The organism is Streptomyces sp. NPDC002779 (assembly GCF_042888685.1).
GTDB lineage: Bacteria > Actinomycetota > Actinomycetes > Streptomycetales > Streptomycetaceae > Streptomyces.
Genome location: NZ_JBIAQC010000008.1, coordinates 143579 through 163871 on the forward strand (window position 1 = coordinate 143579; position 20293 = coordinate 163871).

15 protein-coding genes are annotated in these 20293 nt (G+C 72.3%); 8 read left to right on the plus strand and 7 right to left on the minus strand.

What is annotated here, in order from left to right:
* Window positions 1–49 precede the first annotated feature (49 nt).
* From ACFYW5_RS23315 to ACFYW5_RS23325, 3 genes are read right to left on the minus strand one after another with little or no spacing between them, the layout of a single operon-like run.
* A complete protein-coding gene (locus ACFYW5_RS23315; protein WP_389419227.1) occupies window positions 50–175 on the minus strand; it encodes a hypothetical protein in 126 nt (41 codons plus the stop codon).
* Window positions 172–1197, minus strand: coding sequence for an LLM class F420-dependent oxidoreductase (locus tag ACFYW5_RS23320; protein WP_389418991.1), 1026 nt, complete (start codon window positions 1195–1197; stop codon window positions 172–174). Before ACFYW5_RS23320 ends, ACFYW5_RS23315 begins: the two co-directional genes overlap by 4 nt.
* A complete protein-coding gene (locus ACFYW5_RS23325; protein ID WP_389418992.1) occupies window positions 1197–2351 on the minus strand; it encodes a CaiB/BaiF CoA transferase family protein in 1155 nt (384 codons plus the stop codon). The genes ACFYW5_RS23320 and ACFYW5_RS23325 overlap by 1 nt, the downstream gene beginning before the upstream one ends.
* 260 nt (window positions 2352–2611) lie before the next feature.
* On the opposite strand from ACFYW5_RS23325, the gene ACFYW5_RS23330 reads away from it, so the two are divergent.
* The 4 genes from ACFYW5_RS23330 (at window position 2612) to ACFYW5_RS23345 (ending at window position 6276) form a co-directional block, all read left to right on the plus strand.
* The gene (locus ACFYW5_RS23330; RefSeq protein ID WP_389418993.1) at window positions 2612–3322 is read left to right on the plus strand and encodes a TetR/AcrR family transcriptional regulator; all 711 of its coding nucleotides are present in this window, start codon (window positions 2612–2614) and stop codon (window positions 3320–3322) included.
* Window positions 3323–3365: 43 nt separating this feature from the next.
* On the plus strand, window positions 3366–3881 hold the full coding sequence (locus tag ACFYW5_RS23335; RefSeq protein ID WP_389418994.1) for a DUF4334 domain-containing protein: 516 nt from the start codon (window positions 3366–3368) through the stop codon (window positions 3879–3881).
* Complete coding sequence (locus tag ACFYW5_RS23340; RefSeq protein ID WP_389418995.1) at window positions 3878–4969, plus strand: NAD(P)-dependent alcohol dehydrogenase; 1092 nt, start codon at window positions 3878–3880, stop codon at window positions 4967–4969. Before ACFYW5_RS23335 ends, ACFYW5_RS23340 begins: the two co-directional genes overlap by 4 nt.
* Before the next feature lie 110 nt (window positions 4970–5079).
* A complete protein-coding gene (locus ACFYW5_RS23345; RefSeq protein ID WP_389418996.1) occupies window positions 5080–6276 on the plus strand; it encodes a TetR/AcrR family transcriptional regulator in 1197 nt (398 codons plus the stop codon).
* Between the two features lie 67 nt (window positions 6277–6343).
* Here the strand turns inward: ACFYW5_RS23345 and ACFYW5_RS23350 are convergent, their stop codons facing one another.
* Window positions 6344–7543: an oxygenase MpaB family protein gene (locus tag ACFYW5_RS23350; RefSeq protein WP_389418997.1), complete on the minus strand. Its 1200-nt coding sequence runs from the start codon at window positions 7541–7543 to the stop codon at window positions 6344–6346.
* Between the two features lie 177 nt (window positions 7544–7720).
* Here ACFYW5_RS23350 and ACFYW5_RS23355 point away from each other — a divergent pair, with 177 nt between their 5' ends.
* The gene (locus tag ACFYW5_RS23355) at window positions 7721–9058 is read left to right on the plus strand and encodes a diacylglycerol/lipid kinase family protein (protein WP_389418998.1); all 1338 of its coding nucleotides are present in this window, start codon (window positions 7721–7723) and stop codon (window positions 9056–9058) included.
* Window positions 9059–9067: 9 nt separating this feature from the next.
* Here the strand turns inward: ACFYW5_RS23355 and ACFYW5_RS23360 are convergent, their stop codons facing one another.
* Together ACFYW5_RS23360 and ACFYW5_RS23365 are read right to left on the minus strand one after the other, a co-directional pair.
* Window positions 9068–12991 (minus strand): glycoside hydrolase family 2 TIM barrel-domain containing protein, encoded by a 3924-nt coding sequence (locus ACFYW5_RS23360; protein ID WP_389418999.1) that lies wholly within the window; start codon window positions 12989–12991, stop codon window positions 9068–9070.
* Between the two features lie 92 nt (window positions 12992–13083).
* The gene (locus ACFYW5_RS23365; RefSeq protein ID WP_389419000.1) at window positions 13084–15021 is read right to left on the minus strand and encodes an ABC transporter ATP-binding protein; all 1938 of its coding nucleotides are present in this window, start codon (window positions 15019–15021) and stop codon (window positions 13084–13086) included.
* 63 nt (window positions 15022–15084) lie between these two features.
* Here ACFYW5_RS23365 and ACFYW5_RS23370 point away from each other — a divergent pair, with 63 nt between their 5' ends.
* From ACFYW5_RS23370 to ACFYW5_RS23380, 3 genes are all read left to right on the plus strand, one after another.
* Complete coding sequence (locus tag ACFYW5_RS23370; RefSeq protein WP_389419001.1) at window positions 15085–16134, plus strand: YbhN family protein; 1050 nt, start codon at window positions 15085–15087, stop codon at window positions 16132–16134.
* Window positions 16135–16205: 71 nt separating this feature from the next.
* Entirely contained in the window at window positions 16206–16970 is a 765-nt protein-coding gene (locus ACFYW5_RS23375) for a crotonase/enoyl-CoA hydratase family protein (protein ID WP_389419002.1), read from the plus strand.
* Between the two features lie 550 nt (window positions 16971–17520).
* Window positions 17521–18633 (plus strand): mechanosensitive ion channel family protein, encoded by a 1113-nt coding sequence (locus tag ACFYW5_RS23380; protein WP_389419003.1) that lies wholly within the window; start codon window positions 17521–17523, stop codon window positions 18631–18633.
* A 47-nt stretch (window positions 18634–18680) separates the two neighbouring features.
* Here the strand turns inward: ACFYW5_RS23380 and ACFYW5_RS23385 are convergent, their stop codons facing one another.
* The gene (locus tag ACFYW5_RS23385; protein WP_389419004.1) at window positions 18681–20216 is read right to left on the minus strand and encodes a M1 family metallopeptidase; all 1536 of its coding nucleotides are present in this window, start codon (window positions 20214–20216) and stop codon (window positions 18681–18683) included.
* Between the last annotated feature and the right edge of the window lie 77 nt (window positions 20217–20293).

Genomic DNA, 20293 nt, shown 5'->3' on the forward strand with positions numbered 1-20293 from the left:
GGCGGGGGGAAGCCCTTGCGGGCGGGCCCCGTAGGGCCGGGCGGGCGGATCAGGAGTCGGTGATCGTGTCGCCCCGCCCGGTCTCGCGCAGGAAGGGGCCGATGACGCGGGAAGTGAGGAAGCCGCGGGAGTCGTTGACCACGATGGGCGTCCTGCGGATCCGCCGCACGGTCACAGCCAGCTCCTCACGCGTTCGATCAGCCGGGCGGGATCGGGTCCGACGGGGGTGACGTTGAGCATGGTCACGCCCGCCGCGCGGAAGACCTCGACGCGGTCGCGGACGTAGCCCTCGGGGCCGGCCAGGCACAGCCGCTCCAGGAGTTCGGCCGGTACGGCGGCTTCCGCGTCCTTCTTGCGGCCCGCGAGGTAGTGCTCCTGGACAGCCGCCGCGGCGGCCTCGTAGCCGTAGGCGCAGACCAGGTCGAAGTAGAAGTTGCGGCCGGGCGCGCCCATGCCGCCGACGTAGAGGGCGACGGTGGGGCGCATCAGGTCGCGCGCGGCCTCGGCGTCGTCGCCGATGGCCAGCGGGCCGCCCGCCACGACCGACAGCGGGCCGAGCGCGGGGTCGCGCCTGGCGGTGCCCTCGGTCAGGGCGTTGCCCCAGACCTCGTCGGCGTGTTCGGGGACGTAGAGGAAGGGCAGCCAGCCGTCGGCGATCTCGGCGGTCATCCGGACGTTGGCCGGGCCCAGCGCCGCGACGTAGACGGGGATCGTGTCGCGGACCGGGTGGTTGAGCAGCTTCAGCGGTTTGCCGAGGGTGCCTCCCCGCTCGGGTGGCAGGGGCAGGTCGGTGATGCCGTGGTGCTCGATGACCTCGCGCCGCCAGATCCGCCGGGACAGCTCGATCACCTCGCGGGTGCGGCCCAGGGGGCGGTCGTACCGGCGGCCGTGCCAGCCCTCGACGACCTGGGGTCCGGAGGCGCCGACGCCGAGGAGGGCGCGGCCGCCGGTGAGGGCGTCGAGGCCGACGGCGGTCTGGGCGATCAGCGCGGGGGTGCGGGAGTAGACGTTGAGGATGGCCGAGCCGATCCGCATCCGCTCGGTCTTCGCGGCGAGGTAGCCGAGGATCGTCGGGGAGTCGAAGCCGTAGGCCTCGGCGACCCAGACGGCATCCAGACCGGCGGACTCCAGGAGGGCTGCCCGGTCCGCGGCGGCCCGTGGTTCAGCGGCGTACGTCAGGGGTGTGGACAGTTCCATCAGCGGTGGTCCTTCAGGAGTTCGGGCACGTCCCGGTCGCGGGCCAGGTCGGGGGTGTGCGCGCCGGGCACGGCCGGCGGGAGCCGGAGGGTGCCGGGGATGGCGGAGAAGCGGGGGGTGGGGGCGGGCTGGGTGATGCCGTAGGCCTCGGTGCAGGTGCCGCGGCCGGCCAGGCGCCGGTGGCCGGCCGCCTCGTGCAGCGAGAGCACGGGGGCGACGCAGGCGTCGGTGCCTTCGAGGGCCGCGGTCCACTCGGTCCGGGTGGCCATCTTGAACCGGGCGGTGAACTCGGCGCGCAGGGCGGGCCGGTTGTGCGGGTCGGCGCGGTCCGGGAGGTCCTCGGTGTCCAGGCCCAGCAGGGAGACGAAGACCGCGTGGAACTGCGGTTCCAGAGCGCCGACCGCCATCCAGCCGGCGTCGGCGGTCTCGTGGACGCCGTAGGAGGGGCAGCCGCCGTCGAGCAGGGTGCGGCCGCGGGCGTCCCGCCAGATGCCCTCGGCGAGCATGCCCCAGAACATGGTGGTGAGGTGTGCGGTGCCGTCCACGATCGCGGCGTCCACCACCTGGCCGCGGCCGGTGGCGCGGGCGGTGAGCAGCGCGGCGAGGACGCCGGTGGTCAGATGGAGGGAGCCGCCCGCGTAGTCGCCGAGCAGGTTCACCGGAGGGACGGGTTGGCCGTCCGGGGTGCCGATCATGGACAGGGCGCCGGCGGTGGCGATGCAGCCGATGTCGTGTCCGGCGAGGGAGGCGAGAGGTCCGCGCCGGCCCCAGCCGTACATCCGGCCGTAGACCAGCGCGAGGATGACGGCCAGGCACTCCTCGGGGCCGACCCCGAGCCGCTCGGCGACACCGGGGCGGTCGCCCTCCACGAGGATGTCGGCGCGCGCGGTCAACGCCCTTACGGTGCGGGGCCCTTCGGGTGACTTGAGGTCGATCACCACGGAGCGCTTGTTGCGGTTGGTCACGTCGTGGGCGGGGTCCCCGCCGAGCGGCGAGGCGCCGGGGCGGTCCACCCGCACCACGTCGGCGCCCAGGTCGGCCAGCACCATCGCGGCGAACGGACCGGGGCCGATGCCCGCCGGCTCGACCACGCGCACGCCGTCCAGCGGGCCCGTCACCTCGCGGCCGGGTCGGTCGGTGGAGTGCCGGCTCATGGGTTCCCTTCTCGGGGCGGGGCGGGCTCACCGCCCTTCAGCCGGAGACTTACTGAGCGTTCGCTAAAACGTAGAAGTGCCGTGCCGGTCGGTCAACTACCCGTGCGGGACTTGTTTTTGTGGGCGTGGGCCGGGAAAGTTGCCTCGGAACGACTGCGGATGCCACCCCTGGCTGATCGATCGCTAAGCAGGTGGAAGGAGGGGCGTCGGACTCACGGTCGTACGATGTCGCCGGTCGCCGCCCGTCCCGAGGAGAGCCGTTGAACACCGCGCCGAGCCAGGACTCCACCCCACCGGCGGAGCACTGGCGCTCCTACGCGCCCCTGGACCTGCACCCGATCCTGATGCGCGCCATGGAGGCCTTCAACGAGCACGGCTACCACGGCACTTCGGTCCGCGACATCGCCGGACGGGTCGGCGTCACCGTGCCCGCGCTGTACTACCACTACGAGAACAAGCAGGCGCTGCTGGCCACGTTGCTGGAGACGTCCATCAAGGACGTCCTGGACCGCTGCCGGGCCGCGGCCGGGGAGGCCGGGGACGATCCGCTGGCGCGCTTTTGCGGCATGGTCGAGTCGATCGTGCTGTACATGGCCCACCGTCAGCAACTGGCCTTCCTGGACACGGAGATCCGCAGCCTGGAGCCCGAGAACCGGGCGCGCTACGTCGCCCTGCGCGACTATCTGGAGCACATGCTGCTGGACACGGTCGAGACCGGCCGCGCCCAGGGCGTGTTCACCACGCCGATCCCGGCCGACGCGGTGCGTTCGGTGCTCGTGATGTGCCAGGGGGTCGCCAACTGGTTCCGGGCGGACGGCCCGCTCACGGCGGAGGAGGTCGCCGAGCGCCACGTGCTGCTGAGCCTCGGCACCGTCGGCCACCCCGGCGCGGTCACCGGTCACCCTCCGCTGCCGCATCCGCGGCGCTCCGCGCTCCGGGGTGCCGCCGCGCACACCCCGGCCCCATCCTGACGTCCCCCTTCCAGGGTGACGCTCCGACGAGAGGACACCCCGCATGGACGCGATCGAGGCCCGCGCCCGGTTCCAGGAGCTAAGGGAGCGGAACGACCTGGTCGATCCCGCCGAACTGGACGACATCTGGGCGGCGTTGGCCACCGTCCGCCCCGAGGACATGCTCGGCGAGTGGCGGGGCGGTGAGTTCGACACCGGGCATCCCCTCAACGGCATGCTGGTGAAGGCCGGCTGGTACGGCAAGACGTTCACCACCGTGCACGACGTCAAGCCGCTGATCTGCCGGGACGCTTCGGGTCAGCTGTATTCCGACCAGGAGCTCGGCCAGGGCGAGGCGAGCCTGTGGACCGTGGAGTTCCGGGGCGAGACGACGGCCACCATGATCTATGACGGCCGGCCGGTCCTGGACCACTTCAAGTGGGTCGACGACACCACCTTGATGGGGGTCATGAACGGCAAGGGGATCCCCGCGGAGGGTCCCTTCTACTACTTCTTCCTCGAACGCGTCGCCGCCCCCGGCGCCCGGCACGGCGGCGCGGGCTCCGAAGAGGGCGTGTGAGACGCGTTCGGGCCGCGGTCACCGAGGCGCCCGGTGCGCCGTTCACCGTGCGGGAAGCAGAACTTGACGACCCGCGACCACGTGAGGTGCTGGTGGCGATGACCGCCGTCGGCATCTGCCACACCGACCTGAGGATGCGGGACACCTGGCCACGGCAGCTCACCCCCATGGTCTTCGGCCACGAGGGAGCCGGACGGATCGAGGCGGTGGGCGCGGAGGTGACCGGCCTCGCCCCCGGAGACCGGGTCTGCCTCACCTTCGCCAGCTGCGGCGCCTGCGAGCAGTGCGTGACGGGGCACCCGGCCTACTGCCACGCCGCGCGGGCGCTGAACTTCTCCGGTGGCCGCGCCGACGGCACCACTCCGCTCTCCCTCGACGGCAGACCGCTGCACGCCGGTTTCTTCGGCCAGTCCAGCTTCGCCACGCATGCCGTCGTGCACGAACGCGGTGTGGTCAAGGTGGACTCCGGCCTGTCCGCCGCGGTCGCCGCGCCGCTGGGGTGCAGCGTCCAGACGGGCGCGGGCACCGTGCTCAACCGCCTGCGCCCCGAACCGGGCTCCTCGCTGGTCGTCCTGGGCGCGGGCGGGGTCGGGCTGAGCGCGTTGATGGCCGCGGTGGTCGCGGGCTGCGACCCGGTGGTGGCCGTCGACCCGGTCGCCTCCCGCCGCGCCCTGGCCACCGCACTCGGTGCCACGGCGGCGCTGGCCCCCGGGGACGGTCTGGTGGGGGCGCTGCATGACCTCACCGGCGGGGGCGCCCACCACGTCGTCGAGACCACCGGCCGTCCGGAGATGGCCCGCCGGGCCGTCGGGGCGCTGCGCCCGCGCGGCGACCTCGCCCTTCTCGGCATGGGCGGTGAGGTGACGTTCGACGTGATGGGCCTGCTCGCCAAGGGCGTCCGCGTCCACGGTGTGATCGAGGGGGACTCCGACCCCGGCCGCTTCGTCCCCGAGCTGATCGCCCTGCACGGGCGGGGTCTGCTGCCGGTCGACAAGCTGGTCACCACGTTCCCGTTCGAGGACATCGGCGCGGCCGTGACCGGCATGCGGGACGGCACCGTCGTCAAGCCGGTCCTCACCTTCGGCTGAACCATCTGCTGACCGGCCGCTCCGGCACCGGGAACGGCGCTGCCGGACGGCGTGTCCCCCGCCGAACCGCCCACGGCCCGCTTCTGACGGCCTGTGATTGACTGATCCGCATGGCCCCCGCCTCCCCGTCCGCCCGTTCGGCCGCGACCGCCGATCCGGCCGCGGCCACGCGGCCTCGCAACCGCAGGCAGCTCATCGTCGACGCGGCCGGGCGGGTCTTCAGCGAGCGCGGCTACCACAAGGCGTCCATGGAAGAGGTCGCCGCCGGGGTGGGCATCACCGCGGCCGCTCTGTACCGGCACTTCCCGAACAAGTACGCGCTGTTCGCCGAGTGCGCCCACGTCATGGTCGACCGGCTGGTCACGGCGCTCGACGAGGTGCCCTCCGGGGCGGCCCTGAGGGATGTGCTCGCCGCGCTCACCCGGGTCACCGTGGCTCATCGCGCGTCGGGCGGCGTGTACCGATGGGAGGCCAGGTACCTCGACGGCGAGGACCGCCGGCGTCTCGGAGTGAAGTTCGCCCATCTCGTCGAGCGGGTCGACGCGGCGGTACGGCGCGAACACCCCCTGCCCGACGAGCGCCTGCGGGCCATGGCGGCCCTCGGCGCGATCGGGTCCATCACCATGCACCACATCTCCATCGCCCAACGCCGGGCCGAGGACCTGCTGCTGGCGTCCGCCCTCAGGGTGGCCGCGACCGATCCGGTGGCGGGCGGGCCGGGCGCGCACCCGGTGGAGCTGCCCGCCCGGCCGGTGGCGCGCACCCGACGGGCGGAGATCCTCGCGGCCGCCATCCCGCTGTTCGCCCGGGACGGCTTCGCGAACGTCACCAACGGACGGATCGCGGAGGTGGTGGGGCTGACCCCGTCCGCGCTCTACCGCCACTACCCCGGCAAGATCGACATCCTGGCGGCGGCATGCCTGCAGGCGGCGGGACTGCTGGCCCAGGGGGTGGAGCGGAGTCTGCAGGGGGTGACCGACCCGCACGACGCCCTCGTGGCGCTGGCCGCGACGTACGTGGCCTACAGCTTCGAGTACACCGAGCTGAACAGCGTCGCCGAGGCCGAGCTCGCCGGCTTGCCGGACGACCTGCGGCGGCCGGTGGTCCTGGCGCAACGGGAGCACATCGCCGTCTGGGAGCAGCAGTTGCGGCTGGCCCGGCCGGAGCTGGACCCGCGCCAGGCCAGGGTGCTGGTGCACGCGGGATTCGGCGTGGTCGTCGAGGCGGGGCGCAGGCTGCGGTGGCAGGACAGCCCTGACCATCGTGAGGCCGTGACCGCGCTGGTCGTGGGCGCACTGGGTCTTTGAGGCAGCCCCCCTGCCCCGCCCCGGTCCGGCTGTCGCGGGGCGGGTACAGGTGGGGCGGACCGGCGGCTCAGGCCGCCCTGTTTCCGGTCGGGATGGTGATGGGGGTGGTGGCCCCGGAGGAGCCCTTGTTGAGGAACAGCATGGCCAGGGCGCGCACGAACTGGTCGAACAGGTAGAAGGTGCCGGGCATGACGGGCGACAGCCCTTCCCGGAACAGGATGAACGCCGGCCATCCGGTGCGGACCAGGGCCGCCGCCGCGTAGTCGCGCTTCAGTCCCAGCCAGTCGCCGACCTCGTCACTGAGGACATAGCGCACGAACTCGTTCAGGAACCCCCGGGTGACGCCGAGGTCGATCTGTGCGGTCAGGCCCAGGAGCTCCTCGGCCAGCTCGATGCCCTCGGTCGACGGGCTGAGGATCGGGGTGAGCACCCGCGCCGACTGCGCCTCGGCCTCCGCCCAGGTCCGCGGGATGTGCTCGTCCGGTACACCGAGCAGGTGGACGGCGACCTGCCACGAGTGCAGGAACGCCTCCCGGTCCGCGGCCGGGAACGGGATCTTCCAGTCGACCAGCTTGCGGTAGACGTAGGTGCCCAGGCTGTGGAAGGTGACCAGGATGTCGGCGGCGCTGATCGGGATGGTCTCGTCGGCCACCGCCCGCCAGTGCGGCGACTGCGGCAGCAGGTGACGCACCGCGGCGTGCACCACACGCGTCTTGTTCGCGGTGACCACGAACTGTCCCGTCGGCGTGAAGGCCCCCAGCTCGGACAGGTCGTAGCCGAACGTGAACGTCTTGGCCGCGCGGTCCTGCATGTCGGCACCGCCCGCGGACCAGTAGACGCTCTTGGCCTCGCGCGGGATGACGGTGCTCATGATGCCGCTGCCGAGCCCGTACAGCATGAAGAGGTAGGTGTCCCGGCGCCGGTTGAAGTCGGCGGCACGGGCGAGCTTGACGGGGTCGGCCCATGAGGGCAGCCGGTTGACCTGCCGCAGGTAGGCGGCGAATTCGGCCGGCAGGCCGCTGGGCAGCGGGTCGTTGTTGTTCACCCACGACGCCCACGCGGTGTTGATCGCCGGCACGTGTCCGTTCGTGAGCATCGAGGCCATCAGGGGGTCCGCCGCGTCGTCCCAGATCCACTCGGGACCGGTGCCCGCGGCGGCGCCGGTCGCCGAGCCGGTCGACGCCCACGCCTGCACGGGGTGCGCCACACTCACCAGGCCGAGTGCCACCCCGAGCGACAGAGCCTTTCGCCTGCTGAGGTTTTCCATTGACTTACCTGCTTCCCTCAAGGGCCAGATGGTTCCAGGTACGCTCGCAGACTTGCCATTTGTGTGATCCAGGACGTGCTGGAATCCCGACGCACACATGTGATTTCCGATTAACATAGCGAGGTACGTTGCCGTCGGCAATGGTGGTGGCCGAAGGCGCGTCCCTACGATGGCCGCATGATCGACGACGTGAGCGGACGTGCCTATCGCACGCAGCGGTGGGCCGCCAGAGCAGCACTGGCCGCGGCCGGACTCGCTGTGGCCGTGCCGCTCTGGTACGGCCGCCTCGGGGGCCTGCTGCTGCTCCTGGGCGGCGCGGTCGGGCTGGTCGTCACCGCGGCCGCCGTGTGGTGGACGGTGAGTCTGCGAGGGCCGGTGCGGTGGGTGGCCGCGCTGGTGGCCCTGGCCGTTCCCGCGTTCGTCATCACCCTGTTCGCCGCCACCGTCTTCTGGGCGCTGCCCCTGTCGATACTGCTCTGGGGCGTCGCCGTCTGGTGCGGCCGGTACGCGCTGCGCGGCGCCGGCGACTACCGGGTCAAGGAGCGCCGGTGCCCGCCGCCGAAGCGGCCGTTCCTGATCATGAACCCGCGCTCCGGCGGCGGGAAGGTCGTCCGGTACGGCCTGCGGGAGCGGGCCGAACGGCTCGGCGCCCGGGTCGTCGTCCTCGATCCCGAGCGGCCGCAGGACGTGACCGCGCTGGCCCGGGCCGCCGTCGCCGAGGGTGCCGATCTGCTCGGGGCCGCGGGCGGCGACGGCACCCAGGCACTGGTCGCGGCCGTGGCCGCCGAGCACGGCATCCCGTTCCTGGTGCTCAGCGCCGGTACCCGCAACCATTTCGCGCTGGACCTGGGCCTGGACCGCGACGACCCGGCCGCCGGTCTGGACGCGCTGACCGACGGCGTCGAGCTCCGGGTGGACCTCGGCTTCGCCGGTGACCGGCCGTTCGTGAACAACGCTTCCTTCGGCGCCTACGCGGCGATCGTGCAGAGCCCCTCGTACCGCGACGACAAGCTCGGCACCAGTCTGGAGCTGCTGCCCGGCCTGCTCACCGGCCGGGAGGGGACCCGGCTCACCGTCCTCGCGGGGGAGGTCGCCCTCAAGGACCCGCAGGCCGTGCTGGTGAGCAACAACCCCTACCGGACCGGCGATCCCTTCGGGTTCGGACGCCGCGACCGGCTCGACACGGGAGTGCTCGGCCTGCTCGCCATACGGGTGGAGAGCGCGGCGGAGGCCGCCGCGCTGGTCCTCGACCCGGCCCCGGCCGCGCTCACCGTCCACACCGCCCTCGAGGTCGTCGTGGAGTCCGACGGGCCCGAGGTGGAGGTGGGCCTCGACGGCGAGGCGCTGGTGCTGCCCTCACCGGTCCGCTGCCGCGTCGCGGCCGGCGCGCTCGCGGTCCGGGTGCCGCGCAAACGGCCGGGGCTCGCCGGGCACCAACCCCGGCTCGACTGGCGGCGGTTGCGCAAACTGGCCGCGACGGTCGGCCGTACGGCCGCGCCCGGCCGCCGTCCCTGACCGGTCCGGTCAGTCCGTCGCCGTGGGCCGCCGCGAGAGGCGGGTGGCCTCGGCGAGGTCGGCCAGGGGGCGCAGCCGGTAGGTGTAGGCGTAGTCGCGGTTCGCGAACAGCTTGTACTCGTCGTGCGTGTGCGCGCCCCAGCTGTTGTCGCCGCCCACCCCCATCTGGCGGTGGCTCACCCGGAGCACGACCTCCTCCCTCGGGGTCAGCTGGTAGTCGTGACGTGCGCCGACCGACAGGTCCTCCGGGGTGAAGTGCGAGGCGTTGACCTCCAGCAGGGGTTCACCGCAGACGAGCAGCCCGGTGCCGTCGGGGCCGGTGAGGGCGATCCAGCGGACGTCGGTCCGGTTGCCGTTCTCCTGGGGGCGGATGTAGGGCTCCCACTGGCCGGAGACGGTGCCGGACCAGAGGCCGACGTCGGTTCCGTTGTTGCGGTCCCAGTGGTTCTCCTCGGGGCCGCGGCCGAAGTAGTCCAGCTGCTCCAGCCGGCCGGGCAGGAAGAGCAGGTTGCCGACCTCCGGGATGTACGGCAGCGAGGCCGCGCCGGGGCGCAGGGTGTTGTCGACCTTGATCTCGGCGTTGCCGAAGACGGTGTAGGTGGTGGTGTACGCCGACTCCGTGGTCGTGGGCAGGGTGCCGCTGACCTTGATCTCGACGGCCCTGTCCCGCAGCCCGCGCACGGTGACGTCCGTGACCTTGCGGCCGGTGCCGGCGTCCCGCCAGGTCTGGTTGCGGGTGTGCTGGCCGTTGCCGCGGTCGTTGTCGGTGGGCGCCCGCCAGAAGTTCGGGACGGGGCCGGAGGTGATGAGTTCGGCGCCCGCGGCCCGGTAGGAGATGAGGACGCCGCTCTTCTTGTCGACGGTGACCGAGAAGCCGTCGCCGGTGACGGTCACCTCGCCGGCACCGTCCTGGTAGGCCAGTGCCGTGACGCTGTCCAGCGGCACCGGCGTCACGGCCGGGCTGCCCGCGTCGACCGGAAGCTGCTGCCTGGCGACCTCGAAGCCGGCCTTGGCCCACTTCGTCGTCTCCTTCGTGGTGAACGACAGCTCCAGGAAGTACTCGGCGCCCGGTGCCGGTTCGCCCACCGTGAACGGCACGGTGATGTCCTTGGCGGACAGCGGCGCCACGTCCAGCTGGGCGCGGGTCAGCTTCCCGCGCCCGAGCACCTTCCCGTCGGCGAGGAGTTCCCAGGTGCCGTCGAGTTCCCGCAGGTTCGTGAACAGGTACTCGTTGGTGAGGGTGACCGCGGCGCCAGGAGTGAGCCGGTCGCCGGAGGCGGGGGCCGCGTTGACCGCCTGGTAGATCCGCTTGACCTCGGCGGCCTTGCCGGTGTGTCCGCGGTCGGCGGTGACGACGCCGTCGGCGACGAAGTTGAAGTCGTTGGGGTTGTCGCCCCAGTCGCCGCCGTACGCGAAGAAGGTCTTCTCCTTCGGCCGCTTCTCGGTGAAACCGGCCGTCGCCGCGTCGAACCAGAACCGCACCCCCTCGTCACCGGGACCGCGGCGGTCCGGGGCGCCGAGTTCGCTCACGCTCAGGGCGCGGGCGTGGACGCGGGCCCGCCGGATGGTGCCGCTGAACTCGCGGTGGGGGTTGTCCACGTCGGTGGCGAGCGCCAGGGGGGCGGTGTTCCGGGCGGGCCGCTGGGTGGTGGTGCGGGTGGCCCTGACCTGTCCGTCGACGTAGAGGGTGAGGCTGCCCGCCTCCGCGTCGAAGACGCCCGCGACATGGTGCTCGGTGCCGGTCCAGCCGTCGGGCAGCGCCCAGGTCACGGTGATCCACTGGCCGCCGCCGTGGATGAAGAACTCCAGGTTCTTGTTGTTCTGCTTCAGCGCGTACTGGGTGTCGCCCTTGGCGATGATCGGCTGGTGGTAGCCGAGGACGCGCGGGGTGATCCACGCCTCCAGCGTCAGCGAGCCGGTGAGGTCGAGGCTCGCGTCGCGGGCGAAGACGGTGCCGCCGGAGAGGCCCTTGGCGCGATCGAAGGTGCCGCTGGGCGCGAGGATCTCGCCGCGCAGGCCGCCCGGCCCCGTCTCGGTCAGCTGCTTGCGGGTCGGGGTGGGCCAGTTCAGCGACTGGTCGGCGAAGTCCCAGATCCAGCCGCCCTGGAGGACGGGGTAGCGGCGGATCAGGTCCCAGTACTTCTTGAAGTTGCCGTTGGAGTTACCCATCGCGTGGGAGTACTCGATCATGACGTACGGCCGGGTGTCGCCGGTGTTCTTCGCCCGGGACTCGACGGTGGCGGGGGTGTCGTACATCTCCGAGCGGATGTCGCTGATCGTCGGGCGGTCGTCACCCTCGTACTGGACGACGCGGGTGGGGTCGTAGGACTTGATCCAGTCGCGCATGGCGACGAACGTGCTGCCGCCGCCCGCCTCGTTGCCGAGCGACCAGATGACGACGGAGGCGTGGTTCTTGTCGCGGTGGACCATGTTCTTCGCGCGGTCGACGCACGCCACGGTCCAGTCGGCGTGGTCGCGGGGGTACCGGCTGCTGATGCCGTGGGTCTCCAGGTTGGTCTCGTCGACCAGGTAGAGGCCGTATTCGTCCGCGAGTTCGTACCACACGGGGTTGTTGGGGTAGTGCGAGGTGCGGACGGAGTTCATGTTCAGCCGCTTGATGAGCGTGATGTCCTCGATCAGGTCCGCCCGGTTCAGGGCGATGCCGCGGTCGGGGTGCATCTCGTGCCGGTTGGTGCCGCGCAGGGAGACGGGCTTGCCGTTGATCCGCATCAGGCCGTCCTTCAGCGCGAACTCGCGCAGGCCGACACGGTGCGACAGGGTCTCGATCACCCGGCCGGACGGGTCCCGCAGGCTGAGGACGGCGGTGTAGAGGTACGGGTGCTCGGCGGACCAGAGCTGCGGCGCGGGGACGGCCTTGTCGGCCCGTACGGTCACGTCCTCGCCGACGGCGTCGACGTCGGCGCCTTGGTGCAGGGGGCGGGTCCAGACGGCGTGTCCGGCGGCGTCGTACAGCTGGGTCTCGACCGTGTAGCGTCCGGCGCCCCCGGCCGCGTAGGCGCGGACGCTCGCGGTGACCGAGAGGGCGGCTGCCCGGTAGCCGTCGCTGAGCGGGGTGTCCAGCTTGAAGTCGCGCAGGTGCACGACGGGGGTCGAGTACAGGTAGACCGAGCGGAAGATGCCGCTCAGCCGGATCATGTCCTGGTCCTCCAGCCAGTCGCCGTCGGAGTAGCGGTAGACCTCCACCGCGATCCGGTTGGTCCCGGGCTTGAGGTACTCGGTGATGTCGTACTCGGCGGGGGTGAAGGAGTCCTCCTTGTAGCCCGCCAACTCGCCGTTGATCCATACGTAGTGGGCGGATTTCACGCCCTCGAAGTGCAGGAAGGTCCGCCGCCCCGACCAGTCCTCGGGGACGGTGAAGGTACGTCGGTACTGGCCGACGGGGTTGTAGCGGGTGGGGGCGTTCGGCGGCTGGGGGTCCTCGCCGAGGCCGTTGGGACCCCAGTACGGGTAGGTGATGTTGACGTAGATCGGGAAGTCGTAGCCGTGCAGCTGCCAGACGGAGGGGACCGGGATGGTGTCCCAGTCCTGGTCGTCGAGGTCGGTGCGGTGGAAGTCGGGGTCGCGGTCGTCGGGGCGGTCGGCGTAGGCGAACTTCCAGGTGCCGTCGAGGCTCAGGCGGTACGGCGAGCGGGTGCGGTCGGCCGCCAGGGCCTGCTGGACGTCCGCGTACGGCATCAGCGTGGTGTGCGGCGGCTCGGCGCCGACCTGGAAGAGGCCGATGTTGCCGTTCCACTCCGGTGCACCGGCCGCGGCCCCGGCCTCGTCGGCCGCGTGCGCCCCCGCCGATGACGTGCCGGACAGGGCGAACGCACCAAGCACGGCCGCCCCGCCCTCCAGGAGTCGGCGGCGGCTGACGGCCACGCCCCGGGGGCGGGGCGGGCGGCCTGCGAAGGGCTCGGAGGGATGCGGCATGACCAGGGCCTTCCTCGGGACGACAGTGCGGCGCTGCACAGCTTGAGGGAGCGTCAGGTCCTGTTGGATCCTGTGGGCAAACCGAACGCACCTTAGGCTTCGCGCCCAAGTGAAGCAAGGATGTTGTCGTTCTTGGTGTGTTCCTGAGCGGCGAGTTGGCCGACGTCGGCTGTTTGCTCGAACTGCGTCCGGTACAGCTCGGCGTAACGTCCTTCCGCCGCCAGCAACTCGTCGTGCGTGCCCTGTTCCACGATCCGGCCGTCCTCGACCACCAGGATCCGGTCGGCCGCCCGCACGGTCGACAGCCGGTGCGCGATGACAATCGCGGTCCTGCCCTGAAGTGCCTCGGTGAGGGCCTCCTGGACGGCGGCCTCGGAGGTGTTGTCGAGGTGGGCGGTGGCCTCGTCGAGGATGACGACACGCTGCCGGGCCAGCAGCAGCCGGGCGATGGTCATGCGCTGGCGCTCGCCGCCGGAGAGCCGGTAGCCGCGCTCGCCGACCACCGTGTCCAGGCCGTCGGGCAGGGCGCGGACGAGGCCGTCGAGGCGGGAGCGGCGCAGGGCGTCCCACAGCTCCTCGTCGGTCGCGGCGGGGCGGGCCAGCAGCAGATTGGCGCGAACCGTGTCGTGGAAGAGATGGCCGTCCTGGGTGACCATGCCGAGGGTCTCGCGCAGCGAACGGGCGCTCACCTCACGGACGTCCACGCCGCCGAGGCGTACGGCGCCGCCGTCGACGTCGTACAGCCGCGGCAGCAGGCTCGCGATCGTCGACTTGCCGGCGCCGGAGGAGCCGACGAGCGCGATCGTCTGTCCCGGCTCGGCCCGGAAGGAGATGCCGCGCAGCACCTCGGCGCCGCCGCGGGCATCGAGCGCGGCGACCTCCTCCAGGGAGGCGAGGGAGACCTTGTCGGCGGACGGGTAGCCGAAGCGGACGTCGCTGAACTCCACGGAGACCGGGCCCTCGGGGATCTCGCGGGCGTCGGGGCTGTCCTGGATGAGGGGTTCGAGGTCGAGCACCTCGAAGACGCGCTCGAAGCTGACGAGGGCACTCATCACCTCGACGCGCGCCCCGGCGAGGGCGGTCAGCGGCGCGTACAGCCGGGTCAGCAGCAGGGCCAGCGAGACGACGGCGCCTGCTTCGAGGCTGCCGCGCAGGGCGAAGAAGCCGCCGAGGCCGTAGACCAGGGCGAGGGCGAGGGCGGAGACCAGGGTGAGGGCCGTGATGAACGCCGACTGGGCGGTGGCGGTGCGGATCCCGATGTCGGCGACGCGGCGGGCGCGGGCGGCGAACTCCTCGGACTCCTGCTCGGGGCGGCCGAAGAGCTTGACGAGGGTGGCGCCGGGGGCCGAGAAGCGCTCGGTCATCCGGGTGCCCATCGCCGCGTTGAGGGTGGCCGCCTCGCGCTGCATCCGGGCCATCCGGCGGCCCATGCGGCGGGCCGGGATCACGAACACCGGGAGCAGCACCAGCGCGAGCAGGGTGATCTGCCAGGACAGGGTGAGCATCACGACGAGGGTGAGCAGCAGCGTGACGAGGTTGCTCACCACGCCGGACAGGGTGTTGCTGAAGGCGCGCTGGGCGCCGATGACGTCGTTGTTGAGACGGGAGACGAGCGCTCCCGTGCGGGTGCGGGTGAAGAACGCGACCGGCATCCGCTGCACATGGTCGAAGACGGCCGTGCGCAGATCGAGGATGAGTCCCTCCCCGAGCGTCGCCGACAGGCGCCGGGAGACGATCCCGAGCGCCGCCTCCAGGACCGCGATCAGGGCGATCAGCAGGGCGAGGCGTACGACCGCGCCCTCGTCGCCGCCTGACACGATCGTGTCGACGACCTGTCCCGCCAGGACGGGCGTCGCCACCGCGAGGAGCGCGGTGGCCACCCCGAGCGCGACGAACCGCGCGATGCGCGCGCGGTGGGGGCGGGCGAACGCGCCGATGCGGCGGAGCGTGTCGCGCGCGAACGGGCGGCGCTCGTGCTCGGCGTTCATGACGGTGTGCAGCTGTGTCCACGCTGTGGTCTCCATGCTCATGGGGGAGAACGTAGAACCTCGACCTTCCTTGAGGTCAAGGCGCCGACCGGGCCGGGGGTCCCGATGACCGGACGTAAGCCGGAAGCCCTGTTTCCGCAACCCGCAGTTGGCGCGGCGCGGAGAACCTCTCCGACTGTGACAGCGGTACAGCTTTCCGACCCGCCCCCGGGACGACTCCCCCGACGCGTCCCCGTCCGGCAGATCCTGTGTCTGCTTCCGCTCGTGCTGGTCGCGGTGGTGGCGGTGCGGCACCGTGCCGTGCTCACCGAGGGCTTCGCGCAGCTGGGCACCGCCGAGTGGCCCTGGCTGCTGGCGGCGGCCGGGGCCACCTGCCTGACCTGGGTGGCCGCGGCGTGCTGCCGGCAGGGCGCCGTGGTCGAACGGCTGCCCTCGGCGCGGCTGCTCGCCACGCAGTTCGCGGCGGGCGCCGCCAACCATCTGCTGCCGACCGGCCTCGGCGCGAGCGCGGTCAACCTGCGGTTCATGACCGTGTGCGGGCTGCCGCTCGCCCGCTCCTCGGCGGCCCTCGCGCTGTATCTCCTCGCCGAGTCCATCGGCCGGCTCGCCCTGCTGGCGGCGCTGCTGCTGGCCTTCCCCGACGCGCTGCGGCTCGGCAGTCTGCTGCCGGAGGGGACGGCGGTGGGCCCGCTGCTCCTCGCGGTAGCGGCGGCGGTCCTGCTGACGGCGGGCGTCCTGGCGCTGATCCGCCGGGTCCGCACGACCGTGGCCTCCTTCCTGCGCACCGCGCTCGGCGAGGCCCGCTCGGTGCACTCCCGCGCCTCCCGGGCGCTGGCGCTGTGGGGCGGGGCGTTCGCGTTCCCGGCCCTCCAGGCGGCCGGACTGGTCGCGGTGGGCGAGGCGCTGGGCCTCGACGTGCCGCCGCTGCACGTGGCGGTCGCCTATCTCGCGGCGACGGTCGCGGTCGCGCTGATCCCCACGCCGGGCGGGCTCGGTTCGGTCGAGGCGGCGCTGATCGTGGCGCTGGTGGCGGCTGGCGGCCCGGCGGCGGTGGCCACGGCGGTGGTGCTGGCGTACCGGATCATCACGGTGTGGCTGCCGATGCTGCCGGGGGCGCTGACGCTGGGGGCGCTGGTGCGCTGGAAGGTGATCTGACAGCCGCCGTGGGGCGGGGCCTTCCCCGTGCGAGACTCCCGTGGTCGTCGCCCACCGAAGGAGATTTCGCCATGCCCGTCCGCGTCGAACGCCAGGGACCCGTCACCACGGTCGTCCTGTCCCGCCCCGAGGCCCGCAACGCCGTGGACGGCCCGACGGCCGCCGAACTCGCGCACGCCTTCCGGGAGTTCGAGGCGGACGAGGAGGCGCGGGTGGCGGTTCTGTGGGGTGCGGGCGGGACGTTCTGCGCGGGCGCGGACCTCAAGGCCCTCGGTACCGAGCGCGGCAACCAGGTCACCGAGGACGGCGACGGCCCGATGGGCCCGACCCGGATGCGGCTGTCCAAGCCGGTGATCGCGGCGGTCGCCGGGTACGCCGTGGCCGGGGGCCTGGAGCTGGCGCTCTGGTGCGATCTGCGGGTCGCCGAGGAGGACGCCGTCTTCGGCGTGTTCTGCCGCCGCTGGGGTGTCCCCCTGATCGACGGCGGCACGGTACGGCTGCCCCGGCTGATCGGCACGAGCCGCGCCCTGGACATGATCTTGACAGGGCGGCCGGTGGCGGCCCCGGAGGCGTACGGGATGGGGCTGGTCAACCGGGTGGTCCCCCCAGGCACGGCTCGCGCGCGGGCCGAGGCCCTGGCCGCCACGATCGCCGCCTTCCCCCAGGCCTGCCTGCGCGCCGACCGCGCCTCCGTCCTCGACCAGGAGGGCCTGGACGAGGAGGCCGCGCTGCGCTCGGAACTGCGGCACGGTGCGGGGGTGTTGACGGAGAGCCTGGAGGGAGCGGCACGGTTCGCCTCGGGGGCGGGACGGCACGGGGCGTTCGGGGACCTGTAGGACCGGAGCGGTCGGGTGCCCTGCGGGCCCGGAGCGATCGGGGATCGGCGGGACCGTAGCGGTGGGGCGCCAGCGGGCCTGCAGCGGCCGGAGACCTGCGGCACCCGTAGCGGTCGGGCCTACGGGCCCGGAGCAATCCGCGATCGGCGGGACCGTAGCAGTGGGGCGCCAGCGGGCCTGCACGGCCGGGGGCAGGGCCCCGTAGTGGTCGGGCCTACGGGCCCGGAGCGATCGGGGACCTGCAAACCTGAAGCGGGCGGAGACCAGTCGTCCCGGAGCGTTCGGCGGCCGGCCGGCCCGTAGCGTACTCGGGCGCGTCGCCCGGGTCCGTCCGCGCTCCGCCCGATGCGGCACCCCGCCCTCCGCGCGGGTGGCCGAAGGCCCCGCACCTGGTGCGAACTGCTGTGCGGGATACGGCAGGATGAGCCGTCATGCCCGAACGGCACGCGACCGTACCGTCCGGAAATCGAGCAGGGGACAACGTGACGAAACTTCACATCCGGCCGTCGGCGGAGCATGTCGCCGCCGCTTCTTTCACCGGAGGTGACCGGTGAAGCGCGATCTCACCATGGACGACCTGGTCATCGCCGGAATCGCGGTGGCCGCGGGCCTGTTGGCGGCGTTTCTGCTCCGGATGCTGATGCGCTGGCTGGGCAAGCACGCCGACCGGACCCGGTGGAGCGGCGACGACCTCATCGTGGACGTGCTGCGGAACGTGGTGCCGTGGGCGGCGTTCCTCGGCGGCGCGGCCTCCGCGGGCGCGGCGCTGCCGCTGACCAGGACGGTCCAGCACCACGTCAACCAGACCCTGACCGTGCTGCTGATCTTCATGGTGACGCTGGCGGTGGCCCGCGGGATCGCCGGGCTGATGCGGACGGTCACCCAGTCCCGGCCCGGTGTCGCCGGTTCGGCCACCATCTTCGTCAACATCACCCGGATCCTGGTCCTCTCCATCGGCTTCCTGGTGGTGCTCCAGACCCTGGGCATCTCCATAGCGCCCATGCTCACCGCCCTGGGCGTCGGCGGTCTGGCGGTGGCGCTCGCCCTTCAGGACACGCTCGCCAACCTCTTCGCCGGCATCCACATCCTCGCCTCCAAGACCGTCCAGCCCGGTGACTACATCCGGCTGAGCAGCGGCGAGGAGGGCTATGTCGAGGACATCAACTGGCGCCAGACGACGGTCCGCAACCTGTCCAACAACCTGGTCGTGATCCCCAACGGGCAGCTCGCGAAGACGAACATGACCAACTTCATGCGTCCCGAGCAGGAGTTGACGATCCTGATGCAGGTCGGCGTCTCCTACGACAGCGATCTGGAGCACGTCGAGCGGGTGACCAACGAGGTCATCGCCGAGGTGATGACCGAGGTCGAGGGCGCGCTGCCGGACCACGAGCCGATCATCCGCTTCCACACCTTCGGCGACTCCCGGATCGGCTTCACCGTCATCCTGGGCGTCGGCGAGTTCAGCGACCAGTACCGGATCAAGCACGAGTTCATCAAGCGCCTGCACAAGCGCTACCAGCGGGAGGGCATCCGCATCCCGGCACCCACCCGGACGGTGGCGATCCAGCAGGGGTCGGTGGCGATACCGCAGCAGCGCGGCAGGGAGCAGCACGGCGCGGAGCACGAGCCGGGCGACATCCCTTCCGCCCGGCTCGACTGACCCCCGCTCACCGGCCCCTGCTCACCGACCCCCGCCCGACCGGCCCCTCAGAGAGTGGCCGAGTTGTCGTGGTGGCCGCTCCGCCGCTTGCGCGGGGCGGCCGGGGCCGACGCCACCGGGTTGACCGTCCAGTCCGGGTGCCCCGGCATCCGCGGGGTCTTCGTGCCGTAGAGCCAGTCCCGCAGGAAGCCCGACAGGTCCTGCCCGGACACCTCGGAGGCGACGGCGATGTAGTCCTCGGTCGTCGCCGACGCGTTGCGGTAGCGCTCCAGGAAGGCGCGCTCCAACGCGTTGAAGGCGTCCTCGCCGACGGCCTGCCGCAGGGCGTACAGGACGAGGACGCCGCCCAGGTAACGCTGGGAGTCGAAGAGGTTGGCGGCATTGGGCGCGGCCACCGGACCGGACGTGGCGCGCCAGTGGTCACCCTTGGCGTAGGTGTCCTTCATCCGCGCTTCCATGGTGGTCATGCCGAGCGAGTCCGGCCAGCCGCGCTCGTAGCGGTACAGCAGCCCGTAGAAGTCGGCGTGTCCCTCGTTCATCCACAGGTCGGACCAGGCGGCGGGGGAGACGCTGTTGCCGAAGTAGGAGTGGACCAGCTCGTGCATCATGTGCGAGCCGATCTTCGACTCCTCCTGGAGGAGGTACTTCGGCCGGTAGATGGTGAGCGTCTGGGTCTCCAGGCCGGTGAAGCCGAAGGGCTCCGCGAGGTCGGAGTTGCAGGGCAGCAGGCCGTACGTCTCGAAGGGGTAGGCGCCCAGGCGCCGCTCGACCCACTCGACCAGGGCCGGGGTGAGCGCCAGCGCGGGCTCCAGGGCGGCGGCCCGCGCGGTGGGCACGACGTCCCGCAGGGGCAGCCCGTGCGGGCCCTGCCGGTCCTTGATGACGTAGTCGCCGACGGTGATCTGCACGACCTCGGTGGCGATCGGCGAGCGGGAGCGGTAGGTGTACGCGGTCCGGTCGCCGGCCAGCTGCTCGGTGCGCACGAGGTGTCCGCTCGCCACCCCGCGCAGGCCAGCGGGGACGGTGAGACGGAAGGTGAAGTCGGCCTTGTCGACCGGGTGGTCGTTGCAGGGGAAGACGGTGTGCGCGGAGTCCGGCTGGCAGGCCACCGCGAACCCGTCCGGGGTGGGGACCCAGCCGGTGTGCGGCAGGCTGCGGCGCGGGTCGGCGGCGTACTCCACGCAGACGGTGACCGATGCCTTCTTCGGCAGGGTCGCGGCCGGGGTGATCCGCAGCTTCTCCCCCGCCTGCTCGAAGGTCGCGGCGCGCCCGCCGACCCGGACGGAGCGGATGTCCAGGCCGAGGGCGTCCAGGGAGAACCGGGTCAGGGCCTGGGTGGTGCGGATGCGCAGGGTGGCGGTGGCGTCGACGAGCCGGGTCGTCGCGTCGTAGGCGAGATCGAGGTGGTACGCCGAGACGCGGTACCCGTCGTTGCCGAGGGCCGGGTAGACGGGGTCGCCGAGGGTCTCGGGGCCCGGGGTGCCGCTCCGGCCCCCGGCGGCGTGGGCCGGGGGTGCGAGGCTCAGCGCGGCGGCCGTGCCTATGAGGGCGGCCGGGGCTGTCACTCTGGTGCGATTTCTCATGCTCTGCCTTCGCTCGGGTGGCCGGGTGGTCAGGTCCGGCCATCGCCTCGGATGAGTGATCCACCTGCATGACCGCA